Origin of the sequence: Inquilinus sp. CAU 1745 (assembly GCF_039839375.1) — a bacterium.
Lineage (GTDB): Bacteria > Pseudomonadota > Alphaproteobacteria > DSM-16000 > Inquilinaceae > JBDOQU01.
The window spans coordinates 114,149-134,936 of sequence record NZ_JBDOQU010000002.1 but is presented as its reverse complement, the minus strand read 5'-3'; the positions used below and the strand labels follow the sequence as shown (position 1 = coordinate 134,936).

The following is a 20,788-nucleotide window of genomic DNA, read 5'->3' as shown; positions in this document are numbered from 1 at the left end:
CGATTTCATCGATGCAGCCGGCCTTTTCGACGGTCGGCCGGTCTACAGATACGAGTCTCATCGATCGGACGAAGATCGCTGGGTCGTGGTGGGGCGCGTGGAAGGACGGTTGATCGCCGTTGTCTGCACATTCAGAGGCGAATCGATACGCCTTATCAGAGCACGGAGGGCGAGAGATGGCGAAAGACGCAAGCATCAGGCGCTATTCGGCGGATGAACTGGCCGCCAGGCGCCGCAGGGGCGAGGGCCTTACCGATTGGAACCGCGTGGACGCGCAACGGGACGATTCCCTTGAAGCCTCGGTCGCGCGCGACCCCGATGCCGGGGATGTCGATATCGACTGGAGCACCGTGGAGATCGGCCTGCCGAAACCCAAGCGAGACATTCACATGAAGGTCGACGCCGATGTCCTGGAGTGGTTCAAGGCGCAGGGAAAAGGCTACCAGACGCGGATGAACGCCATCCTGAGGGCGTTTTACGAACAACGCCGATAGGCCGACCTCTACGCCGGCCGGTACCGCCGCTTCACCCCGTTCACATCCTCCACCACCCAGCCTTCGGCGTCGGAGCCCTCCAGCCAGGCCGGACCGATGGGGACCTTGCCGTGGCCGCCGGGGATGTCCAGCACATAGGTCGGCTGGGCCAGGCCGGAGAGGCGGCCGCGCAGCCGGCGCATCAGCGCCTGCCCCTCCTCGATCCCGGTGCGGAATTGAGAGGTGCCGGGGGCGAGGTCGCCCTGGTGCAAATAGTAGGGCTTGATCCGCGCCCGGACCATGGCGCGGAACAGCGCCTCCAGCGTCGCCGCATCGTCATTGACGCCGCGCAGCAGCACCGTCTGGCCGACCAGCGAAACGCCCGCGCCATGCAGCGTCTTCAGCGCCGCCCGAGCCTCCTCCGTCAGTTCACGCTCATGGTTGGCGTGGACGGCCAGCCATACCGTCTTCTCCGCCCCCGACAGCACGTCCAGGAGAGCCGTGTCGATCCGCGCCGGGTCGACCACAGGCACCCGGCTGTGCAACCTCACCACCCCCAGATGCGGAATGGCGTCCAGCCGGGAGAAGATGTGCTTCAGCCTGCGGGGCGACAGCATCAGCGGGTCGCCGCCGGTCAGGATGACCTCCCAGATTTCCGGACGCTCCGCCACATAGGCGATGGCGGCGTCCAGTTCCGCTTCGCCCAGGGCCTCGCCGCCTGGCCCGACCTTCTCCCGCCGGAAGCAGAAGCGGCAATAGACCGGGCATACATGCATCGGCTTCAGCAGGACGCGGTCGGGATAGCGGTGGACGATGCCCTTGACCGGGCTCCTCGCCTCGTCGCCGATCGGGTCCGCCAGCTCCTCCGGCCGGGCGTCCAGCTCCGCCAGCGAAGGAACGAACTGCCGCGCGATCGGGTCTTCCGGATCGTCCGCGTCGATCAGGTCCAGCATCGCCGGCGTCACGGCGACGGCGTAGCGTTCGGCCACGGCCTCGATCTCGGCCCGCCGCGCCTCCGGCGCCGCGCCGGCCTCGATCAGCGCCGCCGCGTCGCGGGCCGTGCGGGATTTTAGCGTGACGCTCATGACGGTCAGGCGGTTTCCAGAACCTTGGGCATCTTGAAGACGACGTTCTCCTGGGCCGTCGCCACCTCCTCGACCGTGACCTCGAACCGCTCCCGGCAGGCCGCGATCACCTCGTCGACAAGCACCTCCGGCGCGCTGGCCCCGGCGCTGATGCCCAGCCGGCGGACGCCGTCCAGCCAGCCCCAGTCGATGTCGGTCGCCCGCTGGACCAGCCGCGCGCGCGGGCAGCCCGACCGCTCCGCCACCTCGACCAGCCGGAGGGAGTTGGATGAGTTCGGCGCGCCGATCACCAGCACCGCGTCGCTGCCGGCCGCCACCGCCTTCACCGCCTGCTGGCGGTTGGTGGTGGCGTAGCAGATATCCTCCTTCTTCGGCGCGTCGATCTCCGGAAACCGGCGCTGCAGGACTTCGACGATGTCCTTGGTGTCATCCACCGACAGCGTCGTCTGGGTGGCGAAGGAAACGTTGGCGGGATCGGCGACCTCGAGCGCCTCGGCGTCCCGCACCGTTTCGACCAGCACCACCGCCCCCTCCGGCAACTGGCCCATCGTGCCGATAACCTCCGGATGGCCGGCATGGCCGATCAGGATGACCAGCCGCCCGTTCTTGTGGTGGCGCTCGGCCTCACGGTGGACCTTGCTGACCAGCGGGCATGTGGCGTCGACATAGAGAAGGTTGCGCCGCTCCGCCTCCGCCGGGACGGATTTCGGCACGCCGTGGGCCGAGAAGACCACCGGCACGTCGACCGGCACCTCGTCCAGCTCCTCCACGAAGACCGCGCCCTTCGCCTGAAGGCTCTCCACGACGAAGCGGTTGTGGACGATCTCATGCCGGACATAGACGGGCGCGCCGTATTTCTCCAGCGCCCGCTCCACGATCTGGATCGCCCGGTCGACGCCGGCGCAGAAGCCGCGCGGGGCCGCCAGCACGACCGTCAGGGGCTGCCGCTCCGCCGCCGGCCCCACTGCCGGAACCTCGCCGGCCGGCCTTGTATGCTCTGAAACCATTGCCTAAAGTCCCGCACCATGGAATTCCGAGGTCGCGCCGTCGGCCCCCGCCGATCCGCGAAACGGCCCGGACACTAATATAGGCCCGCGCATGAGAAAAGTCGGCGGCACCGCCCGCATCGCCCTACCCGCCATGACCGCGCTGCTCCTGGCCGCCTGCGCCGACGACGATCCGATGGCGGCGGCGAACACGGCCACCGGCTGCCCGCAGGTCCAGATCGTCGGCGACGCGTCGGAAGTGACGCAGTTCAGCGGCGAGGACCGGGACCTGACCGACGTCGCCATGCGCGGCGTGATCCTGGGCTTCGACGGCGGCTGCGAATACAATGATGAGGGCGTCACGGTCGACCTTCTTGTGGATATCGCGGCGGCGCGCGGCCCGGCCGGGACCGGCGACGTGGCGCGCCTCGATTATTTCGTCGCCATCACCGACCCGGCCGGCGATTTCCTGGCGAAGGAGATCTTCACGACGGAGATCGCCTTGCAGGGTCCAGCGGCGCGGGGTGGCGTGCGGGAGGAGCTGGAGCAGCAGATCCCCCTCGACACGCCGGCGGCCGGTGACGAATACAACGTGCTGGTCGGCTTTCAACTGACGCCGGACCAGCTCGACTATAACCGGCGGTAGGTCCAAACCAACGCCCCCCTCACCCAACCCTCTCCCCAAAGGGGCGAGGGCTAACAACTTCACCCTCGCCCCTCAGGGGAGAGGGAGGGACCCGCGCAGCGGGAGGGTGAGGGGCGGTTGGTTGGTTCGACGCCGCACGCGTCGGCCGCTCACCCTGCCGCCGTGCCGCCGACGGTCAGGCCGTCTATGCGCAGGGTCGGCTGGCCGACGCCGACGGGAACGCCCTGGCCTTCCTTGCCGCAGGTGCCGATGCCGGGGTCCAGCGCCATGTCGTTGCCGACCATGCCGACCTTGGTCAGGCTGTCCGGCCCGTTGCCGATCAGCGTCGCGCCCTTGACCGGCGCGCCGACCTTGCCGTCCTCGATCAGATAGGCCTCCGACGCTGAGAAGACGAACTTGCCGTTGGTGATGTCGACCTGTCCGCCGCCGAAATTGACGGCGTAGAGGCCTTTCTTCACCGACGCCAGGATCTCCGCCGGGTCATGCGCGCCGTTGGCCATCACCGTGTTGGTCATGCGCGGCATCGGATGGTGGGCGTAGCTTTCCCGCCTGCCGTTGCCGGTCGCCTTCATGCCCATCAGCCGGGCGTTCATCCGGTCCTGCATGAAGCCGACCAGGATGCCGTCCTCGATCAGCGTCGTCGTCTGGGTCGGCGTCCCCTCATCGTCGATGGTCAGGCTTCCGCGCCGGTCGCCGATGGTTCCGTCATCGACCACCGTGACGCCGGGCGCGGCGATCCGCTGGCCCAGAAGGCCGGAGAAGGCGGAAGTCTTCTTGCGGTTGAAATCGCCCTCCAGCCCATGGCCGATCGCCTCATGCAGCAGGATGCCCGGCCAGCCAGGCCCCAGCACCACCGTCATCTCCCCTGCCGGCGCGTCGACCGCGTCCAGCTTCACCAGCGCCTGGCGATAGGCTTCGTCCACCGCCTTCCGCCAGAAGGCGGGGTCGAGATAGAGGTCGTAGCCGGTGCGCCCGCCGGCGCCGTGGCTGCCGGATTCCATGCGGTCGCCCTCGCCGACCACCACGGAGACGTTGACCCGGACCAGCGGGCGGATGTCCGCCGCATGCCGCCCGTCCGCGCCGACGATGCGGATCGCCTGCCATTCGCCGCTGATCGACGCGCTGACCTGCCGCACACGGGCATCCTTGGCGCGGGCATAGGCGTCGATATCGGCCAGCAGCCGGACCTTCGTCTCGAACGGCACGTCGGACAGCGGATTGGCGTCGGTGTAGAGGCGGGCGTTGGTGCCGGGCGGGGGTGCGGCGACCGTCCCGCCATGGCCGGCATGAACGGCGCGCACCGTCTCTCCGGCGCGGCGGATCGCCTCCTCGCTCACCTCGCTGGCATGGGCGTAGCCGGACGATTCGCCGGCCACGGCCCGCAGCCCGAACCCTTGCGAGGTATCGAAGCTGGCGCTTTTCAGCTTGCCGTCATCCCAGGAAAGCCCCTCCGACTGGCGGTATTCCAGGTAAAGCTCGCCATCGTCCGCGCCGTCCAGGCTCTCAGCCACCAGCCTGTCGATTCGCTGCCGGTCCAGGCCGGCGCGAGCGAAGAACAAATCATCTGTCTGGGCGAGAGCGGTCATGGGGCGGCGATTCCGATCGATTCCGTTTCATGGAAGAGAGTGGGGCGCGAGGCGGCCCGACGCAACCACCTGAGCCCCGCCCGGGCCCCATCCGGACCGTTCGGCATGCGACCTTTTGGCCGGCGGCGCGGATGGCCGATCGCTGGGAAATCCTGCCGCCTTGCGCTAGGGTCGGGGTGACGGGCAGCCTCCTCGGGGCGGCCCTCGGCGGATTTTGCGCGTGAAAGGGCTTCTCGGGCAGGGGGCGGACGGTTATAACCCGCCCGCGGCCGGACACGCCCTGTCCCGGCCCGTCCGTGCTTGGTTAGGGTTCGGCCGCCTCCGGCGCCGCCCCGGAAGAAAGAGTGAATAGGGATGCGATCTTTCCGACTCGCCGTGTTCGCGCTCCTGGCCCTTCTCGGCACCGCCGGCGTCGCCGCCGCGCAGGACGCCGTGGGCCAGCCGACGCCCTGGCAGCTTGGGTTCCAGACGGCGGCGACTCCGGTCGCCGAGCAGATGCACCAGTTCCATCACCTGCTGCTGGTGATCATCTCCGTCATCTCGCTGTTCGTGCTGGGCCTGCTCATCTATGTCGGCTACCGCTTCCGCGCGAGCCGCAATCCCACCCCGTCGAAGACCACCCACAACACGCTGGTCGAGGTCGTCTGGACGGTGGTGCCGGTCCTGATCCTGCTGGTCATCGCGATCCCGTCCTTCCGCCTGCTCTATTACGGTGACCGGGCGCAGGATCCGGAGATGACGCTGATCGCGAAGGGCTACCAGTGGTACTGGGGCTATGAATATCCCGACCAGCAGATCGCCGAATTCCAGTCCTTCCTGGTGCCAGAGGAAAATCTGGCCGAAGGTCAGGTGCGGCTCCTGTCCACCGACGCGCCGGTGGTGCTGCCGGTCGACACCGACATCCAGATCCTGGTCACCGCCGGCGACGTGCTGCATAGCTGGGCCATGCCGTCGATGGGCGTGAAGACCGACGCCATCACCGGCCGGACCAACGAGACCTGGGTCCGGATCGAGGAAGAAGGCATCTATTACGGCCAGTGCTCCGAAGTCTGCGGCACCGGCCACGCCTTCATGCCGATCGAGGTCCACGCCGTCAGCCGCGAGGAATTCGACGCCTGGGTGGTCGAACAGACCGCCGGCCTTGATCTTGAGGAACCGCCGGTTCTTTTGACGATGACCTGGGAAGAGGCGATGGCCAAGCGCCAGCTCGCCCTGAATGTCCAGCAGTAAGCGCGAAGCGGGAAGGAACGCCATCATGGCAGCTCACGGCGCGGCGCACGCCGACCATCACGACCATAAGCCCGGCTTCATCCGCCGCTGGTTGTTTTCGACGAACCACAAGGATATCGGGACGCTCTACCTGATCTTCGCTGTGATCACCGGGTTGGTCGGCGGCGTCGTCTCCCTGCTGATGCGCCTGGAGCTGCATCACCCGGGGCTGCAGATAGTCGCCGACGGGCAGATGTGGAACGTCTGGATCACCGCCCACGGCCTCATCATGATCTTCTTCATGGTCATGCCGGCGATGATCGGCGGGTTCGGCAACTGGTTCGTGCCGCTGATGATCGGCGCGCCGGACATGGCGTTCCCGCGCCTCAACAACATCTCCTTCTGGCTGCTGGTGCCGGCTTTCGCGCTGCTGGTCGGCTCGATGTTCGTCGGCAACGGCGCGGGCACGGGCTGGACGCTCTACCCGCCGCTCTCCTCGTCGCTGGGCCATCCCGGCCCGTCGGTCGACATGGCGATCTTCGCGCTGCACCTTGCCGGCGCGTCGTCGATCCTGGGCGCGGCGAACTTCATCACCACGATCTTCAACATGCGCGCGCCGGGCATGACCCTGCACAAGATGCCGCTGTTCGTCTGGTCGATGCTGGTGACGGCGTTCCTTCTGCTCCTGGCCGTGCCGGTCCTGGGCGGCGGCATCACCATGCTGCTGACCGACCGCAATTTCGGCACCGCCTTCTTCGATCCGTCCGGCGGCGGCGACCCGATCCTGTTCCAGCACCTGTTCTGGTTCTTCGGGCACCCGGAAGTCTACATCATGATCCTGCCGGGCTTCGGCATGATCAGCCACATCGTGTCGACCTTCTCCCGCAAGCCGGTGTTCGGCTATCTGGGCATGGTCTACGCCATGGTCGCGATCGGCGCGGTCGGCTTCGTCGTCTGGGCCCACCACATGTTCACGGTCGGGCTGGACGTCGACACCAAGGCCTACTTCACCGCCGCCACGATGATCATCGCGGTGCCGACGGGCGTGAAGATCTTCTCCTGGATCGCGACGATGTGGGGCGGGTCGATCCGCTTCACCGTGCCGATGCTGTGGGCGATGGGCTTCATCTTCCTGTTCACCGTCGGCGGCGTGACCGGCGTGGTGCTGGCCAACGCCGGCCTGGATACCGCGCTTCACGACACCTACTACGTGGTGGCGCACTTCCACTACGTGCTCAGCCTGGGCGCCGTCTTCTCGATCTTCGGCGGGTTCTACTACTGGTTCGGCAAGATGAGCGGCCGCCAGATCCCGGAGGTTCTGGGCCAGATCCATTTCTGGGCGACCTTCATCGGCGTCAACCTGCTGTTCTTCCCGCAGCACTTCCTGGGGCTGGCCGGCATGCCGCGCCGCTACCCGGATTATCCCGACGCCTTCGCCGGCTGGAACATGGTGTCGTCGATCGGCGCTTACATCTCTGTCGGCGCGGCCTTCTTCTTCGTGTTCGTCGTGCTCTACAGCTTCGTCTGGGGCAAGCGCGTCGGGGCGAACTACTGGGGCGAAGGCGCCACCACGCTGGAATGGACGGTTTCCTCGCCGCCGCCCTTCCACCAGTTCGAGACGCTGCCGCGCGTCAAGTGACGGCGTCGCCGGTTCGTTGAAGGACGGCTGGGCTCACCCGGGCAATCGCCCGGGCGGCCCCAGCCGATGAGGTTCGGATATGACTGATCTCGCGGCCCTTGACGGGGCCTCGCCCCATGGGGAAGCCGGAGCCGTCGTCGGTTCCGAGGCGACATGGCGCGACTATGTCGCGCTGCTGAAGCCCCGCGTGATGACCCTGGTCGTCTTCTCGGGCCTGGCCGGGCTGATGGTCGCGCCGGGCGATCTCCATCCCGTGCTGGCGCTGACCGCCATCCTGTGCATCGCCGTCGGCGCGGGCGCGGCCGGCGCGGTCAATATGTGGTTCGACCGCGACATCGACGCCGTGATGACCCGCACGCGCGGCCGGCCGCTGCCCCAGGGCCGCATCCCGCCGGAAGAGGCCTTGTCCTTCGGCGTCTTCCTGTCGGTCCTGCCGGTCGTCCTGATGGGCATCGCGGTCAACTGGATCGCCGCGGCGATCCTGGCGCTGGCGTCCGCCTTCTATATCTTCGTCTATACGATGTGGCTGAAGCGCCGGACGCCGCAGAACATCGTGATCGGCGGCGCGGCCGGCGCCTTCCCGCCGATGATCGGCTGGGCGGCGGTGACGGGCGACGTGACCTTGGCGTCGTTCATGCTGTTCCTGCTGATCTTCCTCTGGACGCCGCCGCATTTCTGGGCCCTGGCGCTGTTCCGCAATGAGGATTACGCCCGCGCCGGCGTGCCGATGATGCCCGTGGTCGCCGGGGAGGCGCGGACCAAGCGCCAGATGATGGCCTACACGCTGAGCCTGCTGCCGGTCGGCGTTGCGCCCTGGTTCCTCGGCGTCGCCGGACCGATTTACGCGGCGGGCGCGGTGACGCTGGGTGCGCTCTTCGTCCTCAGCGCGTGGCGCGTCCGGCAGGAGGATGGCGCGGCGACCGGCCACAAGGCCGCCAAGGCCATGTTCGGCTATTCCATCCTCTATCTCTTCGCGATGTTCGCGCTGCTGATCCTCGACCGCACGCCCGGAGGGATCTCCTCCGGCGGGATATTCTGACGATGGCGAAGGACGGCGAACGGCAGGATGCGCGGCGCAGGCTGCGCGGCAAGAATCTCGCGGTGCTGGCGGCGCTGATGGGGTTCGTCGTCCTGGTCTATGTGATCGCGCTGGTGCGCATGGGAGGCCAGTGATGGCCCGGAACGACCGTCCCGAGAATGACCCGAAGCGGAAACCTGGAAACCGCAACGCGACGATGCTGTTCGGGTTGCTCTCGATCGTCGTCTTCATGGTCGGCGTCAGCTATGCCGCCGTGCCGCTCTATGATGTCTTCTGCCGGGTCACCGGCTTCGGCGGGACGACCCAGGTCGCCGACGGCCCGGCGGGCGAGGTTCTGGACCGCACCATGCGCATCCGCTTCACGGCCGACACCGGCGGCGCCCTGCCCTGGAAGTTCGAGACGGAGCAGTTGGAGGTCGAACTGCGGGTCGGCGAGCCGGGGCTGATCTACTATTCGGCGGAGAACATTTCGTCGGTGCCGGTATCCGGCTCGGCGCTCTACAACGTCAACCCGGCCAAGGCGGGCCTCTACTTCACCAAGGTCCAGTGCTTCTGCTTCGAGGAGCAGACGCTGCAGCCGGGGCAGAAGGTGGATTTCGCGGTCTATTTCTACGTCGACCCGTCGATCGCCGACGATCCGGGGCTGGACGACGTCCACACCATCACCCTTTCCTACACCTTCTTCCGGTCGGACTCCGAGGAACTGGACGACGCCACGGAAGACTATTACAGAAGCGTCGAGCAGGCGAACCTGCCCGCCTATGACGATACTGGGGCCGATACGGCCCTGCTGACCCGCTGATTAAGAGTCAGCTGCTTTGGAAGTCGAAAGGTCGAGAACGGCATGAGCGACGTCACCGCCCACGAACACAGCGCTCCCTCCTCCGAGGACGGGATTCCGCATCCCTACCATCTGGTCAATCCCAGCCCGTGGCCGCTGCTGGGCGCGCTGGCGGGCGGTCTGTTCATGGGCGGCATGGTCGTCTACATGCACGATGGCGGCTGGTGGCTGGCGGCTCTGGGCGTTCTCTCCATCCTGGGCGTGATGTTCGGCTGGTGGCGCGACATCATCAACGAGTCGGTGAAGGAGAAGGCGCACACCTCGATCGTCAAGATCGGCCTGCGCTACGGCATGATGCTGTTCATCACGTCGGAAGTGATGTTCTTCGCCGCGTTCTTCTGGGCCTATTTCGACGCCCATTTGTTCATCGACGAGGCGCGGCAGTACGCCCGGGTGGAGGCGACGGGCGGCGTCTGGCCGCCGGAAGGGATCGTGAGCGTCCCGCCCTTCGGCCTGCCCTTCCTGATGACCATGATCCTGCTGCTGTCGGGCTGCACCGTCACCTGGGCGCACCACGCGCTGCGCGAGGGGCACATCAAGGAAGCGGCCCAGGCGCTCGCCATCACCGTCGGGCTCGGCGTCTTCTTCACGGGCTTCCAGGCCTATGAATACGTCCACGCCCATTTCGGCTTCACCGAAGGCATCTACGCTTCGACCTTCTACATGGCGACCGGCTTCCACGGCTTCCACGTGCTGATCGGCACCATCTTCCTGGCCGTCTGCTGGTGGCGGACGACCCAGGGCCATTTCACCAAGGAGAGCCATTTCGGCTTCGAGGCGGCGGCCTGGTACTGGCACTTCGTCGACGTGGTCTGGCTGTTCCTGTTCGCGGCCGTCTACTGGTGGGGCGCCGGCGCGGCGACCCACTAATCCCGGGTGGCGGAGTCCTATCCCGATATATCGCCGCTGAAGGCGGGGCTGGCCTGCGCCTGTCCCCGCTGCGGCCGGGGCAGGGTCTTCGACGGGTTCCTCAGCGTCGTCGACCATTGCCCGCATTGCGGACTGGCGTTGCGGGAGAATGACAGCGGCGACGGGCCGGCAATCTTCCTGATCTTCATCCTGGGCTTCTCAGGCGTGCCGCTGGCCTTCTGGATCGACAGCGCCTTCGATGTTCCCGCATGGATGCCGGGGCTGGTCGCTGGCATCTTCGTCATCGCGCTCGCCCTCCTGCTGCTGCGCCCGGCCAAGGCCTGTGTGCTGGCGCTCCAGTACCGGCACCGGCGCGACGATTTCGAAACGGGCGGCTGATCCCGCCGGAGAACGGCATGGCCCGCTTCCGACCCACCTTCTGGCCCACAGTCTGCGTCATTCCGATGCTCGCGATCCTGATCGGGCTGGGCACCTGGCAGGTCCAGCGCCTGCACTGGAAGCAGGACATCATCGCCACCATCGACGCCCGCATGGAAGCGGAGCCGACGGCGATGCCGGCCTCCTTCGACGATCCGAAGGAATGGGCCTACCGGCGGGTCTTCGTCGAAGGCGTTTTCGATCACGATCACGAACTCCACCTCGCCAGCCGCGTTCATGACGGCCAGGTCGGCGTGCATGTGGTGACGCCCCTTGCCCGCACCGATCCGGCGGGTGAGGGCGAGACCATCCTGGTCGACAGGGGCTGGGTTCCGGCCGACCGGCGCGCGCCGGAGACGCGGCCCGACAGCCAGCCGGCGGGGGAGGTCCGTGTGGAGGGCGTCCTGCGCGTCTCACGCGGGCAGGGCTGGATGCAGCCGGAGAACGACGCGCGCGCCAACCTCTGGTTCTGGCTGGACCTGCCGGCCATGGCAGACGCCGCCGGCATGGAGGCCGCGCCTCAGGTCATCCTGGAGGCCGCGCCCACAGCTCCGGGCGCGCTGCCCATCGGCGGCCAGACCAGGGTCGACATCCCGAACAACCATCTGGAATATGCCTTCACCTGGTACGCGCTGGCGGCGACGCTGCTCGGCGTCTACCTGGCCTTCCACTGGCGCCGGCCGCCCCACCGGCCCTCCGATCCCCGGTACTCCGATCCCGAAAGACGGCACGAGACATGACCGCCTATCAGACCGCCTACCAGACACTTGAAGCCCGCTTCGCGCGGATCGCCAAGCTCGACAACGCGCTGGGCACGCTGCAATGGGATACGGAGGTGATGATGCCGGACGGCGCGGCCGAAGCCCGCGCCGAGACGACGGCCACGCTCAGCGTCCTGCGCCACGAGATGCTGGTCGCGCCGGAGTTGGGCGACCTGCTGCCGGAAGCCGAGGCCGACAATGCGCTGGACGGCTGGCAGCGCGCGAATTTGGGCGAGATGGCGCGGCTGTGGACCCACGCCACCGCCGTCCCGGCCGATCTGGTGGAGGCCAATTCCAGGGCTGTCTCCCGGTGCGAGATCGCCTGGCGCACCGCGCGGAAGGAAAGCGACTTCGCTTCCCTGTTGCCGTCGCTGACGGAAGTGCTTGCCCGGCAGCGGGAGATCGCGGCCGTGAAGGCGGCGAAGCTGGGCGTGCCGCTCTACGACGCCCTTCTCGACAGCTACGAACCCGGCGGCCGGTCGGACCGGATCGACGCGGTGTTCGAGGATCTGGCCGCCTTTCTGCCGGGTTTCGTCGACGAGGCGCTGGCCCATCAGGCGCGCCAGCCGGCGGTCGAACGTCCGCTTGGGCCTTTCCCGGTGGAAAGCCAGAGGGCGCTGGGCGTCCGGCTGATGGAGGCGGTCGGCTTCGATTTCGACCGCGGCCGGCTGGATATCAGCCTGCACCCCTTCTGCGGCGGCAGCGACGACGATGTGCGGATCACCACCCGCTATGACGAGGCGGACTTCACCAGTTCCCTGATGGGCGTGCTGCACGAGACCGGCCACGCGCTCTATGAGCAGGGGCGGCCGGCGGACTGGCGCTATCAGCCGGTCGGGCTGGCGCGGGGCATGAGCATGCATGAAAGCCAGTCGCTCATCATCGAGATGCAGGCCAGCCGCTCCCGGCAGTTCCTCTCCTACGCCGCGCCGCTGATGCGCGACGCGTTCGGCGGCTCCGGCCCGGCCTGGGAGGCAGACAACCTCTATCGCCTCTATACGCGGGTCGAGCGTGGCTTCATTCGCGTCGACGCCGACGAGGCGACCTATCCCGCCCATGTCATCCTGCGCTACCGGCTGGAGAAGGCGCTGATCGAAGGCGACATGGAACTGGCCGATCTGCCGGAGGCCTGGAACCGCCAGATGACCGACATGCTGGGCGTGACCCCGCCGAACGACGCGCTGGGCTGCCTTCAGGACATCCACTGGCCCGGAGGGGCCTGGGGCTATTTCCCGACCTATACGCTGGGCGCGATGACGGCGGCCCAGCTTTTCGACGCCGCCTGCCGCGCGGATTCCGACATCCTGCCCGGCATCGGCCGGGGCGATTTCGCGCCGCTGGTCGGCTGGCTGCGGGAAAATGTCCACGGCCAGGGCTCCCGCTACGCCACGGACGAACTCCTGACCCGCGCCACCGGCCGGCCGCTGGACGCCGAAGTCTTCAAGCGGCACCTGCGGACGCGCTATCTGGAGGCCTGAAGGCCACTGATTGATCCCTCCCGGCGGGAAGCCTAGCATCGACGGCGCGCGTGGGAACGGGGAGGATCGTCCTTGTCGGGAACGTTGGTGCTGGTCGGACTTGCCGGTCATGTGGCCCTGCTGCTCTGGGGCCTGCACATGGTCAAGAGCGGCATCCTGCGCGCCTATGGGGTCGATCTGCGCCGCGTTCTGGGCGCGGGGCTGAAGCACCGGTTCACCGCTTTCCTCTCCGGCCTGGGCGTCACCGCGATCCTGCAAAGCAGCACGGCGACCGCGCTGATGACCGCCTCCTTCACCGCCGGCGGCGTGGTCAATCTGGCGCCGGCGCTGGCGATCATGCTGGGGGCGGACGTGGGGACGACCCTGATCGTCCAGGCCCTGTCCTTCAACGTCTCCTTCATCTCGCCGCTGCTGATCCTGGCGGGCGTCGTGGCGTTCAAGCGCGGCGGCCGGACGCGGACCCGCGATCTCGGCCGCGTCGCGACCGGGCTCGGCCTCATGTTGCTGGCGCTTCGGCTGCTGCTGGGAACGCTGGAGCCGGTGGAGGCGTCCGACACCGTCGCCACCATCTTCGCCGCCATCACGGACGAACCGCTCCTGGCCGTGCTGATCGCCGCGGCGATGACCTGGGCCATCCATTCCAGCGTCGCGGTGGTTTTGCTGATCGCCTCCTTCGCGACGGCCGGCATCCTGACGCCGATTGCGGCCCTGGCGCTGGTGCTGGGGGCCAATCTGGGCGCGACGCTGCCGGCGCTGATCTCCAATCTGGGGCCAAACCCCGCCGATCGGCGGCTGCCGGTCGGGAACCTGGCCTTCCGGGCCTTGGGCTGTCTCGCCGCGCTGCCCTTCCTGCCGGGGATCGCCGATGCGCTCGCCCTGCTGGGGCCGGGAGCGGGACGGGCGGCGGTGAACTTCCACACCGCCTTCAACATCGCGCTCGCGATCGTTTTCCTGCCGCTCCTGGGGCCTGTCTCGCGGCTCCTCGTCCGGTTCTTCCCGGAACAGGACAGGCAGGCCGACCCCGCGACGCCCCATTATCTCGACGAGGGCGCGCTGAAGACGCCCTATATCGCGCTCGCCAACGCCGCGCGGGAGGCGATGCGGATGGCCGACGTGGTGGAGACGATGCTGCGCGGGTCGCTGGAGGTGTTTCATTCCGACGACCGCAAGAAGGTCGCGGAGATCAGTCGAATGGACAATATCCTCGACCGGCTGCATGAGGCGATAAAGCTCTATTTGACGGAGATGACGCTCGACCAGCTCTCCGACCAGGACCGGCGGCGCTGCTCGGACATCCTCGTCTTCACGACCAATCTCGAACATGCCGGCGACGTGATCGACAAGAACCTGATGGAGCTGGCGGCCAAGAAGATCAAGCACCAGCTCAGCTTCTCCCAGGAAGGGATGGCGGAGATCGACAATCTCCATGGCCGGCTGCTGGACAACATGCAGCTTGCCATCGCCGTCTTCATGAACGGCGATTCCCGCTCCGCCCGCCGGCTGCTCACGGAGAAGGAGACGTTCCGCGACCTTGAGCGCGCGGCGACCGACAGCCATTTCGGCCGCCTCCGCGACGGCCGGACCGCCAGCATGGAAACCAGCGCCCTCCATCTCGACATATTGCGCGACCTGAAACGCGTGAACTCCCACCTCGCCGCCACCGCCTACCCGATCCTCGACCAGACCGGCGAACTCCGCCACAGCCGCCTCAAGGACCGGAAGGAGGCGCAGGGGTAGGGGAATCAGCCGGCGTTCTCCTCGACATGCTTCGAGAGCGAACTGATCCAGCGGCCCAGCACATCGGCGTGCCCCGGCAGTCGGCCGAAGATGAAGATGGCCACCGGTTCGGCATAGGTGTGGACGGTGCGGTTCCGGTCTTCAACCATCTCCAGCGCGTGCTGGGCGTCGGCATCGGACAACCAGCCCATGCTCCGGGCGTAGCGGATGGAGGCGCGTGGGGAGGCCGCGCGCAGCCCTTCATGCTCGGCGGCCTTCAGCGTGGCCTTCCAGACGATCTCGCAGGTGAATTCGAACCGCTGGATCGCCGCATCGCGCTCGATGGCTGTGGGGGCTTCGATATGCGCGAGTTCCTGAAAACGGCCGAAGGCCTGCCGGGCTCTCCCGATCAGCGATCTCAGCTCCTCCACAGGATGCCCTCCGTGCGGATGCGGTCGGCGAAGGCGGGGGAAATGCCGGCCATGTCCACCACATCCACGAAATAGGGCACCGTGCTTTCCTCCAGAGCCTGGTTGATCCGGGCGAAGATTCCGGCTGGAAGCGCTTCGACCGGATCGACGGCGAGGTCGATATCGCTGCCATGCCGCCAGTCGCCGCGCGCGCAGGAGCCGAAAAGGTAGACCCGCGCGCCGCGATCCTCCAGCACCTCGTCGACGATCCGCCTCACACGATCCAGAGATCGCCGCCGGATCGTCGCTTCGTCATTGGTTCGCAACTCGATCATGGGAGCCAGTATACTGATGATGAGAGGCCGGTGTTGCGGGATATCATGCAAAGCCGAGGAACAGGGCGAGCGAGCGCGAGACCGCCAGCATGGTTTCGTCGTCGAGGCGGCCGAACGGCTTGCCGACCCGCTCCCGTTTCACCGACATGATCTTGTCCACCATGATCTGCGACGGTATGCGCAGGCCGTTTGTCGGCGAAGGCTCAACCGTCAGCCGGATCAACGGCGCATCCACCATTGTCCCTGATACCAGCAGCACCGTGAGAGTGCCGACCTGGTCGAACTGGTCGGACTGGATGACAAGGGCGGGGCGCGGTTTTCCGAAATCGCCGGGCAGGGCGACCGTGATGAGGTCGCCGCGCCTCACTCCTCATCCCCCAAGATCGACCATGGCGGCGTCCATGAACGCGTTCAAATCGTGATCGGCCGCATCGGCGGCTGCCACGACCAGCGCCTGCCGTCGGCATTCCTCGGCGAAGCCGGCCCGTCTCGTGTCGGGCACCCAGATTTGCACCGGCCTCAGACCGGCGGCCCGCAGGGCGTCGCGCCGCTTCTGAACCCTTTCATTGACCGATGAGGGCATGACAGCCTCCACGATTGTTACATGTAACAAATGGAGGAGAAGGGGACGGCCGTCAACCGGAATCCTGAAAGCGAAGGCCCAACCCGACGCCGCCGCTTGCGCCGGGTTCGGCAACCTCGCTAGGGTACGGCCGCCTTTTCCTGGGAGTTTACCGGTCTTGCGTTACATCAGCACCCGGGGCGAAGCCCCGGCCCTTTCGTTCGAAGACGTGCTGCTGGCGGGCCTCGCCCGCGATGGCGGGCTCTACGTGCCCGAAAGCTGGCCCGCGATCGGCGCGGACGATCTGCGCGCGATGCGCGGCCTCACCTATCCCGAGATCGCGGTGCGGGCCTTGATCCGATCCTCCAGAGACGACAGGTCGAGCCGCTCGACATAGGCCCAGAACAGCCGCGCCGGGTGGTCCGGACCGATCAGGCTGTCGAGGTCCAGCGCCCGCAATTCGATCTGGCCACGCTCCGGCTCGCGAAGCCGGGGCCGGCCACCGCCTGCACCCGCCGCCGGAGCCCGATGTTCGGACAATCCCTCGAACAGTTCCTCCGCCATCGCCCCCTCGCCGAACCATGACAACGCTCGGATCAGGGAATCAAATCGAGGCCGCTTCGACAATCACATTCCAGCCCGCACCAACCAAAAGATTCACAGGCTCTGAGCCCGTCGAAGGGTGCGCGCCCAAAAGGTTCGACAGACTCACCATGAGGGTGCTGGGCGAGTTGTTCCTTTGCTGGTCATTCCGATGAATCCCGCTCGCCATCGGCGCCCCATGGATGCTGGATCAAGACCAGCATGACATTGTTTTTATTGGTCATTCCCGACTTGATCGGGAATCCATAGGCCGGCGACGCCTCGCCAGTAGCGAAGGACCGGGCGCTATCCTGCCCGCCCCTTGTTGGTCATTCCCGACTTGATCGGGATCCATGGGCCGGCGACGCCGCGCCGGTGGCGAAGGACCGGACGCGGTCCCGCCTGCCATCGACGCCGGATGGATGCTGGATCAAGTCCAGCATGACATTGTTTTTGTTGGTCATCCCCGACTTGATCGGGAATCCATGGGCCAGCGACGCCGTGCCGGCGGCGAAAGACCGGGCACTATCCTGCCGGTCCCTTGTTGGTCATTCTGGACTTGATCGGGAATCCATGGGCCGCCGCCGCCTCACCGGCGGTGAAGAACCGGACGCAATTCCGCCCGCCATCGACGCCCCATGGATGCCGGATCGGGGTCCGGCATGACGATGATGGAAGGAAGCGACGGCCCCCGAGCAGACGCCGCCGCTTGCGCCGGGTTCGGCAACCTCGCTAGGGTACGGCCGCCTTTTCCTGGGAGTTTACCGGTCTTGCGTTACATCAGCACCCGGGGCGAAGCCCCGGCCCTTTCGTTCGAAGACGTGCTGCTGGCGGGCCTCGCCCGCGATGGCGGGCTCTACGTGCCCGAAAGCTGGCCCGCGATCGGCGCGGACGATCTGCGCGCGATGCGCGGCCTCACCTATCCCGAGATCGCGGTTCGTGTGATGACGCCGTTCCTGGGCGGCGCGATCCCCGAAGCCGATTTCCGGCGGATCGTCGCGGACGCCTATTCGGGCTTCGAGCATCCGGCCATAGCGCCGCTGGTCCAGCTCGACGAGCGGTTCTGGCTGATGGAGCTGTTCCACGGGCCGACCATCGCGTTCAAGGATTACGCCCTGCAACTGGTCGGACGCCTGTTCGACCATTTCCTGGCGAAGCGCGGCAGCCGCGTGACCATCGTCGGCGCGACCTCCGGGGATACCGGTTCCGCCGCCATCGAAGCCTGCCGCGACCGGGAGGCGATGGACATCTTCATCCTGCATCCCAAGGGCCGCGTGTCCGACGTGCAGCGCCGGCAGATGACGACGGTGCCGGCCGCTAACGTCCACAACATCGCGATCGACGGATCGTTCGACGATTGCCAGGATCTCGTGAAGGCGATGTTCAACGATCCCGCCTTCCGGGACGAGATGGCGCTCTCGGCGGTCAACTCGATCAACTGGGCGCGGATCATGACCCAGATCGTCTATTACGTCGCCGGGGCCGTAGCGCTGGGCGCGCCCGACCGGCGGATCGCCTTCGCCGTCCCGACCGGCAATTTCGGCAACATCTACGCGGCCTATGGCGCGCGGGCGATGGGGCTGCCGGTGGAGAAGCTGATCGTCGGGTCCAACACCAACGACATACTGGACCGCTTCTTCAAGACCGGCGAGATGGCGATGACCCCGGTAGTGCCAACCATCAGCCCGTCGATGGACATCCAGATATCCAGCAATTTCGAGCGGCTGCTGTTCGACCTCCACGACCGGGACGGCAAGGCGCTGGCCGGCCAGATGCGGTCCTTCCGCGAGGCGCGGTCCTTCAAGGTCTCGGCCGCACAGATGGAACGCGCCCGCGCGCTGTTCGACAGCCACCGGCTGGACGATGACGGCATCCGCCGGACGATCGCGGAGACCCATCGCGAGACGGGGCAACTGATCGACCCGCATACGGCGGTCGGGCTCGCCGCCGCCCGCGCCTGCCCCGCCGATCCGGACGTGGCCGTGGTCTCGCTCGCCTGCGCCCACCCGGCGAAATTCCCCGATGCGGTGGAGGCGGCGTCCGGCATCCGTCCCGCTTTGCCGCCGAAGCTGGCCGATCTGTTCGAGCGGGAGGAGCGGCTGACCGCGCTCCCCAACGATCTCGGGACCATTCAGAAACATGTGCGCGACGCCGTCGCGCGGAGGGAAGCGGCATGACCGCCCGGATCACCACCAGGATCACCACGCTCGACAATGGCTTGCGGGTCGTCACCGATCCGATGGCCTCGGTCGAAAGCGCGACGCTCGGCGTCTGGGTCGGCGTCGGCACGCGGGACGAGGCGCCGGAGGTCAACGGCGTCGCCCATCTTCTGGAGCATATGGCCTTCAAGGGCACACGCCGCCGCTCGGCGCTCGCGATCGCGCAGGAGATCGAGGCGGTGGGCGGCTACCTCAACGCCTACACCAGCCGGGAGAACACGGCCTACTACGCCCGCGTGCTGAAGGAGGATACGGGCCTGGCGCTGGATATCCTGGCGGACATTCTCCAGCACTCCGTCTTCGACGCCGAGGAGTTGTCGCGTGAGCGGGCGGTGGTGCTGCAGGAGATCGGGCAGGCGAACGACACGCCCGACGACATCATCTTCGATCATTTCCAGGAAACGGCGTTCCCCGACCAGCCGCTGGGTCGGCCGGTGCTGGGATCGGCGGAGATCGTGCGCAACCTGTCCCGCGACGCGGTGGCGGGATATCTCGGCGCGCATTATGGCGGGCCGCGCATGGTGCTGACGGCGGCGGGCGCGGTCGATCATGACCGGCTGGTCGCGCAGGCGGCCGAGGCGTTCCGCGACCTTCCGGCCGTAGCCCCGGTCGGCCCGCAGGCCGCGCGCTATGCCGGCGGCGATTTCCGCCGGAACCGCGACCTGGAGCAGTTGCACCTGATCGTCGGCTTCGACGGCGTCGGCTATCATGACCCGGATTTCTACGCCGAATCGGTGCTGTCGACGCTGCTGGGGGGCGGCATGTCCTCCCGCCTGTTCCAGGAGATCCGGGAGAAGCGGGGGCTGGTCTATTCGATCTACAGCTTCTCCAGCTTCTATGTCGATGGCGGCATCTTCGGCATCTATGCCGGAACCGGGGAGGAGGACGTGACGGAGCTTCTGCCCGTCCTCTGCGACGAGATCGTGAAGGTCGCCGAGGACGCGACGGAGGAGGAGGTCTCCCGCGCCCGCGCCCAGATGAAGGCGAGCCTGCTGATGGGGCTGGAATCGACCATGGCGAGGGCGGAGCAGGTGGCCCAGCAGATGCTGATCTATGGGCAACCCCAGGGGCTGGACGAGATCGTGGCCAAAATCGACGCGGTGGATGTCGAGGCCGTCCGCCGGGTCGCGCGGCGTCTCCGCAACGGCCCGCCGACCATCGCCGCGCTGGGACCGACGGGGCGGCTTGAAAGCCATGACAGCATCCGGTCGCGACTGGCGTGACGCCGGGAGTGGGAAGGCGGGGGCCTTGATCGGCTTCCTGAAGGCCGGCGGCAGGTCGCTGCCCGCCATCCGCATCGAAACCGGCCGATCCTATCTCCGCCCGCCCCAGGCCAGGGATTGGGCCGCCTGGGCGACCCTGCGGGAGGAAAGCCGCGCCTTCCTGACGCCGTGGGAGCCGACATGGCCCGCCGACGCCCTTGGCAAGGCCGCCTTCATGCGGCGGCTGAAGCGGCAGACGGGGGAATGGCGGCGCGATGAAGGCTACAGCCTCCTTCTCTTCGACCGTCAGACCGACAGGCTCCAGGGCGGGATCGGCTTCTCCAACGTCCGGCGCGGCGTCGCCCAGATGGCGTCTGTCGGCTACTGGGTCGGCGAACGGTTCGCCGGCGCCGGCCTGATGACGGAAGCCCTGCGCGCCGCCGCGGGCTTTGCGTTCACGCAGTTGGGTTTCCATCGGATCGAGGCGGTCTGCCTGCCGACGAACGAGCGCAGCAAGCGGCTCCTGGCGCGGACGGGGTTCATGCAGGAAGGTTATGCCCGCGCCTATCTCCGCATCGACGGGGCATGGCAGGACCATCTGATGTTCGGCCTGCTGAGGCGCGACTTCGAACGCGCGGGACAGGCCGTGGCCGAAGCCGGGACCGTGACTGGGCCGCCGGAAGAGCTTCACGCCAAGGTGACTGGCGGGTGATCCGCGGCGTTGTTAGGTAG

Annotated in this window: 22 protein-coding genes and 2 pseudogenes; 16 read left to right on the top strand and 8 right to left on the bottom strand. The window is 67.3% G+C overall.

The window, feature by feature from the left end; genetic code table 11:
• Positions 1-176: 176 nt before the first annotated feature.
• Entirely contained in the window at positions 177-494 is a 318-nt protein-coding gene (locus AAFN89_RS03060; protein WP_347535774.1) for a BrnA antitoxin family protein, read from the top strand.
• Positions 495-502: 8 nt separating this feature from the next.
• On the opposite strand, the gene AAFN89_RS03055 is transcribed toward AAFN89_RS03060, so the two are convergent.
• Entirely contained in the window at positions 503-1,558 is a 1,056-nt protein-coding gene (locus AAFN89_RS03055; RefSeq protein WP_347535772.1) for a lysine-2,3-aminomutase-like protein, read from the bottom strand.
• A 5-nt stretch (positions 1,559-1,563) separates the two neighbouring features.
• Complete coding sequence (gene ispH, locus AAFN89_RS03050; RefSeq protein WP_347535770.1) at positions 1,564-2,565, bottom strand: 4-hydroxy-3-methylbut-2-enyl diphosphate reductase; 1,002 nt, start codon at positions 2,563-2,565, stop codon at positions 1,564-1,566.
• A gap of 91 nt (positions 2,566-2,656) precedes the next feature.
• On the opposite strand from ispH, the gene AAFN89_RS03045 reads away from it, so the two are divergent.
• Positions 2,657-3,190 carry a hypothetical protein gene (locus tag AAFN89_RS03045; RefSeq protein WP_347535768.1) on the top strand — a complete coding sequence of 178 codons (534 nt, stop codon included), beginning with the start codon at positions 2,657-2,659 and terminating at the stop codon, positions 3,188-3,190.
• A 149-nt stretch (positions 3,191-3,339) separates the two neighbouring features.
• Here AAFN89_RS03045 and tldD read toward each other — a convergent pair whose 3' ends face one another.
• Positions 3,340-4,776 (bottom strand): metalloprotease TldD, encoded by a 1,437-nt coding sequence (tldD, locus tag AAFN89_RS03040; RefSeq protein ID WP_347535765.1) that lies wholly within the window; start codon positions 4,774-4,776, stop codon positions 3,340-3,342.
• 354 nt (positions 4,777-5,130) lie between these two features.
• On the opposite strand from tldD, the gene coxB reads away from it, so the two are divergent.
• From coxB to AAFN89_RS02990, 10 genes are all read left to right on the top strand, one after another.
• The gene (gene coxB, locus AAFN89_RS03035; RefSeq protein ID WP_347535763.1) at positions 5,131-6,006 is read left to right on the top strand and encodes a cytochrome c oxidase subunit II; all 876 of its coding nucleotides are present in this window, start codon (positions 5,131-5,133) and stop codon (positions 6,004-6,006) included.
• 25 nt (positions 6,007-6,031) lie between these two features.
• The gene (gene ctaD, locus AAFN89_RS03030; protein WP_347535761.1) at positions 6,032-7,624 is read left to right on the top strand and encodes a cytochrome c oxidase subunit I; all 1,593 of its coding nucleotides are present in this window, start codon (positions 6,032-6,034) and stop codon (positions 7,622-7,624) included.
• 79 nt (positions 7,625-7,703) lie between these two features.
• Positions 7,704-8,663: a heme o synthase gene (locus tag AAFN89_RS03025; protein WP_347535759.1), complete on the top strand. Its 960-nt coding sequence runs from the start codon at positions 7,704-7,706 to the stop codon at positions 8,661-8,663.
• Positions 8,664-8,665: 2 nt separating this feature from the next.
• On the top strand, positions 8,666-8,797 hold the full coding sequence (locus AAFN89_RS03020) for a hypothetical protein (protein WP_347535757.1): 132 nt from the start codon (positions 8,666-8,668) through the stop codon (positions 8,795-8,797).
• Positions 8,797-9,465, top strand: a complete 669-nt coding sequence (locus tag AAFN89_RS03015; protein WP_347535755.1) for a cytochrome c oxidase assembly protein — start codon at positions 8,797-8,799, stop codon at positions 9,463-9,465. The genes AAFN89_RS03020 and AAFN89_RS03015 overlap by 1 nt, the downstream gene beginning before the upstream one ends.
• Before the next feature lie 42 nt (positions 9,466-9,507).
• Positions 9,508-10,374: a cytochrome c oxidase subunit 3 gene (locus AAFN89_RS03010; RefSeq protein ID WP_347535753.1), complete on the top strand. Its 867-nt coding sequence runs from the start codon at positions 9,508-9,510 to the stop codon at positions 10,372-10,374.
• A gap of 6 nt (positions 10,375-10,380) precedes the next feature.
• Positions 10,381-10,752, top strand: coding sequence for a DUF983 domain-containing protein (locus tag AAFN89_RS03005; protein ID WP_347535751.1), 372 nt, complete (start codon positions 10,381-10,383; stop codon positions 10,750-10,752).
• Between the two features lie 17 nt (positions 10,753-10,769).
• The gene (locus AAFN89_RS03000; protein ID WP_347535749.1) at positions 10,770-11,531 is read left to right on the top strand and encodes an SURF1 family protein; all 762 of its coding nucleotides are present in this window, start codon (positions 10,770-10,772) and stop codon (positions 11,529-11,531) included.
• Entirely contained in the window at positions 11,528-13,030 is a 1,503-nt protein-coding gene (locus AAFN89_RS02995) for a carboxypeptidase M32 (RefSeq protein ID WP_347535747.1), read from the top strand. The genes AAFN89_RS03000 and AAFN89_RS02995 overlap by 4 nt, the downstream gene beginning before the upstream one ends.
• A 72-nt stretch (positions 13,031-13,102) precedes the next feature.
• Entirely contained in the window at positions 13,103-14,767 is a 1,665-nt protein-coding gene (locus tag AAFN89_RS02990) for a Na/Pi cotransporter family protein (protein WP_347535744.1), read from the top strand.
• 5 nt (positions 14,768-14,772) lie between these two features.
• On the opposite strand, the gene AAFN89_RS02985 is transcribed toward AAFN89_RS02990, so the two are convergent.
• From AAFN89_RS02985 to AAFN89_RS02970, 4 genes are read right to left on the bottom strand one after another with little or no spacing between them, the layout of a single operon-like run.
• Positions 14,773-15,177 carry a nucleotidyltransferase substrate binding protein gene (locus tag AAFN89_RS02985; protein ID WP_347535742.1) on the bottom strand — a complete coding sequence of 135 codons (405 nt, stop codon included), beginning with the start codon at positions 15,175-15,177 and terminating at the stop codon, positions 14,773-14,775.
• Entirely contained in the window at positions 15,165-15,491 is a 327-nt protein-coding gene (locus AAFN89_RS02980) for a nucleotidyltransferase domain-containing protein (protein WP_347535740.1), read from the bottom strand. Before AAFN89_RS02980 ends, AAFN89_RS02985 begins: the two co-directional genes overlap by 13 nt.
• A gap of 43 nt (positions 15,492-15,534) precedes the next feature.
• Positions 15,535-15,858 carry a type II toxin-antitoxin system PemK/MazF family toxin gene (locus tag AAFN89_RS02975; protein WP_347535738.1) on the bottom strand — a complete coding sequence of 108 codons (324 nt, stop codon included), beginning with the start codon at positions 15,856-15,858 and terminating at the stop codon, positions 15,535-15,537.
• A 3-nt stretch (positions 15,859-15,861) separates the two neighbouring features.
• The gene (locus AAFN89_RS02970) at positions 15,862-16,074 is read right to left on the bottom strand and encodes an antitoxin MazE family protein (protein ID WP_347535736.1); all 213 of its coding nucleotides are present in this window, start codon (positions 16,072-16,074) and stop codon (positions 15,862-15,864) included.
• 157 nt (positions 16,075-16,231) lie between these two features.
• Between AAFN89_RS02970 and AAFN89_RS02965 the strand changes: the two are divergent.
• Positions 16,232-16,402, top strand: a pseudogene (locus AAFN89_RS02965) (threonine synthase); the annotation flags it as partial.
• Here the strand turns inward: AAFN89_RS02965 and AAFN89_RS02960 are convergent.
• Positions 16,399-16,617, bottom strand: a pseudogene (locus tag AAFN89_RS02960) (IS5/IS1182 family transposase); the annotation flags it as partial. The pseudogenes AAFN89_RS02965 and AAFN89_RS02960 overlap by 4 nt on opposite strands.
• Before the next feature lie 788 nt (positions 16,618-17,405).
• Here AAFN89_RS02960 and thrC point away from each other — a divergent pair.
• From thrC to AAFN89_RS02945, 3 genes are read left to right on the top strand one after another with little or no spacing between them, the layout of a single operon-like run.
• Positions 17,406-18,812: a threonine synthase gene (gene thrC, locus AAFN89_RS02955; RefSeq protein ID WP_347535734.1), complete on the top strand. Its 1,407-nt coding sequence runs from the start codon at positions 17,406-17,408 to the stop codon at positions 18,810-18,812.
• On the top strand, positions 18,809-20,077 hold the full coding sequence (locus AAFN89_RS02950; RefSeq protein ID WP_347535732.1) for a pitrilysin family protein: 1,269 nt from the start codon (positions 18,809-18,811) through the stop codon (positions 20,075-20,077). Before thrC ends, AAFN89_RS02950 begins: the two co-directional genes overlap by 4 nt.
• On the top strand, positions 20,049-20,768 hold the full coding sequence (locus AAFN89_RS02945; RefSeq protein WP_347535730.1) for a GNAT family N-acetyltransferase: 720 nt from the start codon (positions 20,049-20,051) through the stop codon (positions 20,766-20,768). Before AAFN89_RS02950 ends, AAFN89_RS02945 begins: the two co-directional genes overlap by 29 nt.
• Positions 20,769-20,788: the final 20 nt, after the last annotated feature.